The organism is Prosthecobacter sp. (assembly GCF_034366625.1).
Taxonomy (GTDB): Bacteria; Verrucomicrobiota; Verrucomicrobiia; order Verrucomicrobiales; family Verrucomicrobiaceae; genus Prosthecobacter.
Window position 1 is genome coordinate 1 of record NZ_JAXMIH010000021.1, and the last position, 4,046, is coordinate 4,046.

The window sequence follows — 4,046 nt, forward strand, 5'->3', positions numbered from 1 at the left end:
CCTACCCAGGCCGGCACCGAGATCGACGCGGTGCAGATGCGCGGCCAACTGAACGGCCTCAAGGATCTCATCGACGCGATCCAGAGCATCACTGCCGCCATCGTCGATGGCACCAACACGCTGCCGACGGGCACTCCGGCCCAGGTGGTGGTCGAGGTGACCGACGGCACGCTGCACTTCATTTTTGGCATCCCCACCGGCCCGCAGGGCGAGACGGGCAGCAACGGCAGCAACGGCAGCGATGGCAGCACGGGGCCGCAAGGCATCCAGGGCGAGCAAGGACTGCCGGGCGCTCCCGGCGAGGTCTCGCTCCAGCAACTCACGGACGCCATCGCCACCAGCAGCAGCAATAGCAACGCCGTGGCCACCCTGGGGATGGCGGTGAGCGATCCGCCCACGCAGAGCGAGGTGCAGATCCTTGCCAGCAAGGTGGATGAGCTGATCCTGGCGCTCAGGCGGTAGGGAGAGGAAACTGAAAAACTGAAAAACTGAAAGCTGAAAGCTGAAATGGGAAATCAGAATTCTCAGCGTCTCAGATTTTGACTCGCTCGCGCCTCACGCTCGTCTCGGGCTACGCCCAATGCTTCGCATTGTCTGACTCGCAGCCCGCCAGGCTGCTCGGCTCAGCTTTGTCTTTCTCTTTCCCGCCGCTCAGGCGGCAGCGGCGGCGATCTCGGCACGCTTGTCCTTGGTGAAGCGAATGTCTTCGGCGCGCTCGATGAAGATGGTGTCTTCGCAGATGTTCTTGGCGTGATCGCCGACACGTTCGAGGAAGCGGGCGACGAAGATGAGGTGGATGTAGCCTTCGAGTTCCGAATGATGGGACTCCATGACGGTGATCAATTCGCGGTCGAGCGCCTTTTCGGCGGCATCGAGTTCCTTGTCGAGCAGGCGGGCGGCGGTGGCGGCTTCGGGATCGGCGTTGAGGAAGGCCTGCAGGCTGGCGTCGAGATTGTGATCGCAGATCGAGTACACGGGCTGGATGAGCTTCACCTCGGCGAACTCGGGCAGGTTGTTGATGAAACGGGCGCGTTTGGCGATGCTGGAGGCCTGGTCGGCGATGCGTTCGAGGTTGTTGGCGACGCGGATGGTGCCCATGACCTGACGCAGGTCGTGCGCGGTGGGCTGGAACTTCACGAGGATCTGCATGCCGAGCTTATCGACGGCCTTTTCAAGCTCATTGACGTCCTGGTCGGCGGCGATGGCGGAGTTGCAGAGATCGGTGTCGCGCTCCAGCAGGCCGCGCATGGCGCTGGCGAGATTCTTCCGCGCCATGCTGGCCATGGCCAGGACATCGCCGCGCAGTCTTTCCAGCGAGTGATTGAAGGTGGAGAGGATGTGTTCTTGCATGGGGATAGAGTGGCCCAATGTGTCGGTTTTGCTACATTGGAATTGCTGAAGCTTCGGGAGGAAACGAATCTTCAGACTCGGCCGCGGCGCCTTTGGGATCGCGATGGGTGAGGCGGCAGAAGTCGGGGTAGCTGATGATCTCGAAGCTGCCGTCGAAGTTTTCAACGATGGCGGTCATGGACTCGACCCAGTCGCCGGAGTTGAGGTAATGCGTGTCGCCGACAAGCTTGTTGTCCGCCTTGTGGATGTGGCCGCAGATGATGCCGATGCAGCCGCGCTGGCGTGCGAGGTGCTGCAACTGCTCCTCATACTGCCCCACGGCACTGACGGCGGACTTCACCTTGTGCTTGATCCAGGCGCTGAAGGAGAAGGGATCCTTCCCCCGCAGACGGCGGTAGCCATTGTAAATGCGGTTGAGGCGCAGCAGCGCGTTGTAGCCAAAGCCGCCGAGCTTGGCGAGCCAGGCGTGTTTGCTGGTGACGGCATCGAAGCCGTCGCCATGCACGACGAGGTAGTCGCCCTTCGGGGTGTTGTGAACGTGATCGTCGGTGATGGTGAAGCTCTCAAACTGGATGGGGATGAAGCGGTCGAGGATGTCGTCGTGGTTGCCGCGCAGGTAGATGATCTGCGTGTTCTCCTTTTCCATCTTGCGCAGGACGGTGCGGATGAAGTTGGTGTGGCTCTTGTTCCAGCCGCCGAGGCGGCGCAGGTGCCAGGCGTCGATGATGTCGCCATTGAGCACGAGCTTGTCACACAGGCAGTGGCGGATGAAATGAGCGGCCTGCGCGGCCTTGCTGTCCGGCATGCCCAGGTGCACGTCGGAGATGAAGAGGGTCTTGAACCGCAGCTTGGTCTTGTCGCCGCCGTCGGACTGAGGACTGTGGCTCATGGTTTCAGAGGGCTTGGGGATTGCATCACCGTGGCGAGTTCCTGCTCGAACTGTTCAATCACACGCGCCCAGCCGAGGTCAAATGCTGTTTGCCGCGCGGCGAAGCGGAGGGCGCGGTCATTCCACGCGGCGGCGGCCACGCGCACCTGATGGAGAAACGCCGGCTCATCCGCCAGCGGGGCCACCCAGCCGTTTTCACCGGAGCGGATGAGGAGACGCGGCGCGGCGTAGTCAAACGCCACCACGCCGAGACCCGAGGACAGCGCCTCCAGCACGACATTGCCAAAGGTTTCGGTGGTGCTGGGAAACAGGAACACATCCCCCGAAGCGTAATGCGCAGCCAGATCCTCTCCCGTGCGGGAGCCGGCATAGTGAAACTCCGGGTGCTCCTCCTGCAAGGCCGCCAGACGCGGCCCATCGCCGACAAAGACCATGCGCGCCTCCGGCTGCACCTGATGGAACGCGGCAAAGGCGCGCACCGCCAGTTCCAGATTCTTTTCCGCCGCGATGCGGCCGACGTAGATCGCCACCGGGGTGGCGTCATCCGCGCCCCAGCTCTGTCGCAGGGCCGTGCTGCGGCGTTGCGGGTCGAACAAGTCCGTGTCCACACCGCGACCGAGGACGCCGACGTTTTGAATGCCCCAGCGCTCCAGCATGTGAGCGGTGTCCGTCGAGGGCGTGAGGGTGCGCGCGGTCTGATTGTGAATGCCGCGCAGGATGCCTTGCGCCAGCGGCTCCAGGCCGGGCAGGTTGTAATCTTCGAGGTAGGTTTGAAAATTGGTGTGGAAGCCTGACACGACAGGGATGCCACGCTTGCCGGCCGCGCGAATCGACGCAATGCCCATGAGCCCTTCCGTGGCCACGTAGAGAACCTCGGGCCGGAAGTCGTCGAAGACCTCCAGCATCTGCCGCAGGGAGGCGAAGCCGAAGCGCAGGCCCGGATAGCCGGGCAAGGGCATCGAGTGCATGACCTGGCGCTGCAAGCCGGTGGCGTCCGCCGCCTCCACGGTGGTGACCACCTGGACGGTGTGACCACGGCGTTCCAGCCCCTCGCCCAAGGTATTGAGCGTGCGGGCCACGCCGTTGATGTCCGGCGGGAACGTGTCTGTGACGATGAGAATTCTCATGCCGAGGCGTGAATGGGCGTGATGAAACGAACAAGCACAGCGCAGGAACTGCTCCAAGCCCGCGCCCGTGACGAAACTGTCACGGACGCCGTGAATCGCCAGAGCAAGTTGGTTGCCATGTGACGGCTTCGTCACCATCATGCATTTGCCCCACGCCTGACGGCGGGGCAACTGCCTGCACCATGAGCAAGATCTTAATCGTCGAGGACGAGTCGGACATCGCCGAACTCATCGCCCTGCACCTTGAGCGGGAAGGCCATGAGGCCGTCTGCATTGCCAACGGCCTGCAGGCCCTGCCAGCGGCATTGGAACATTCACCGGCGCTCATCGTGCTGGACCTGATGCTGCCCGGCCTGGACGGCGTGCAGATTTTCAAACGCCTGAGAGCCGACACGCGCACCGCCACCATCCCGGTCATCATCCTCACGGCCAAAGCCCAGGTCACGGACAAGATCGCCGGTCTGGAACTCGGCGCGGACGACTACCTCACCAAGCCGTTCGGCGCCCAGGAGCTGCTCGCCCGCGTGCGCGCGGTGCTGCGGCGCGGCGGCGCGAATGTCGTTGCGCCGAAAGAAGCGGAGGCGCTGGCTTTCGGCCCGTTCCGGCTGGACGTCAACAGCCATGTCCTGCTGCACGACGGCGCAGAAATTCCCCTGACTTCCGGCGAGTTCACCCTGCTG

The 4,046-nt window shown here is 63.3% G+C and carries 4 protein-coding genes and 1 pseudogene; 2 read left to right on the plus strand and 3 right to left on the minus strand.

Features of this window, described 5'->3' with window-relative positions; all coding sequences use genetic code 11:
• Nucleotides 1-462, plus strand: a pseudogene (locus tag U1A53_RS20305) (collagen-like protein); the annotation flags it as partial.
• Between the two features lie 189 nt (nucleotides 463-651).
• On the opposite strand, the gene phoU reads toward U1A53_RS20305, so the two are convergent.
• The 3 genes from phoU to U1A53_RS20320 are packed head-to-tail and all read right to left on the minus strand — an operon-like array spanning nucleotide 652 to nucleotide 3,366.
• The gene (gene phoU / locus U1A53_RS20310) at nucleotides 652-1,350 is read right to left on the minus strand and encodes a phosphate signaling complex protein PhoU (RefSeq protein ID WP_322283689.1); all 699 of its coding nucleotides are present in this window, start codon (nucleotides 1,348-1,350) and stop codon (nucleotides 652-654) included.
• A 31-nt stretch (nucleotides 1,351-1,381) separates the two neighbouring features.
• The gene (locus U1A53_RS20315; RefSeq protein ID WP_322283690.1) at nucleotides 1,382-2,239 is read right to left on the minus strand and encodes a UDP-2,3-diacylglucosamine diphosphatase; all 858 of its coding nucleotides are present in this window, start codon (nucleotides 2,237-2,239) and stop codon (nucleotides 1,382-1,384) included.
• Nucleotides 2,236-3,366 (minus strand): glycosyltransferase family 1 protein, encoded by a 1,131-nt coding sequence (locus U1A53_RS20320; RefSeq protein WP_322283691.1) that lies wholly within the window; start codon nucleotides 3,364-3,366, stop codon nucleotides 2,236-2,238. The genes U1A53_RS20315 and U1A53_RS20320 overlap by 4 nt, the downstream gene beginning before the upstream one ends.
• 182 nt (nucleotides 3,367-3,548) lie before the next feature.
• Here U1A53_RS20320 and U1A53_RS20325 point away from each other — a divergent pair.
• Nucleotides 3,549-4,046: response regulator transcription factor (locus U1A53_RS20325; RefSeq protein ID WP_322283692.1), on the plus strand; the 498-nt coding region annotated here is incomplete at its 3' end.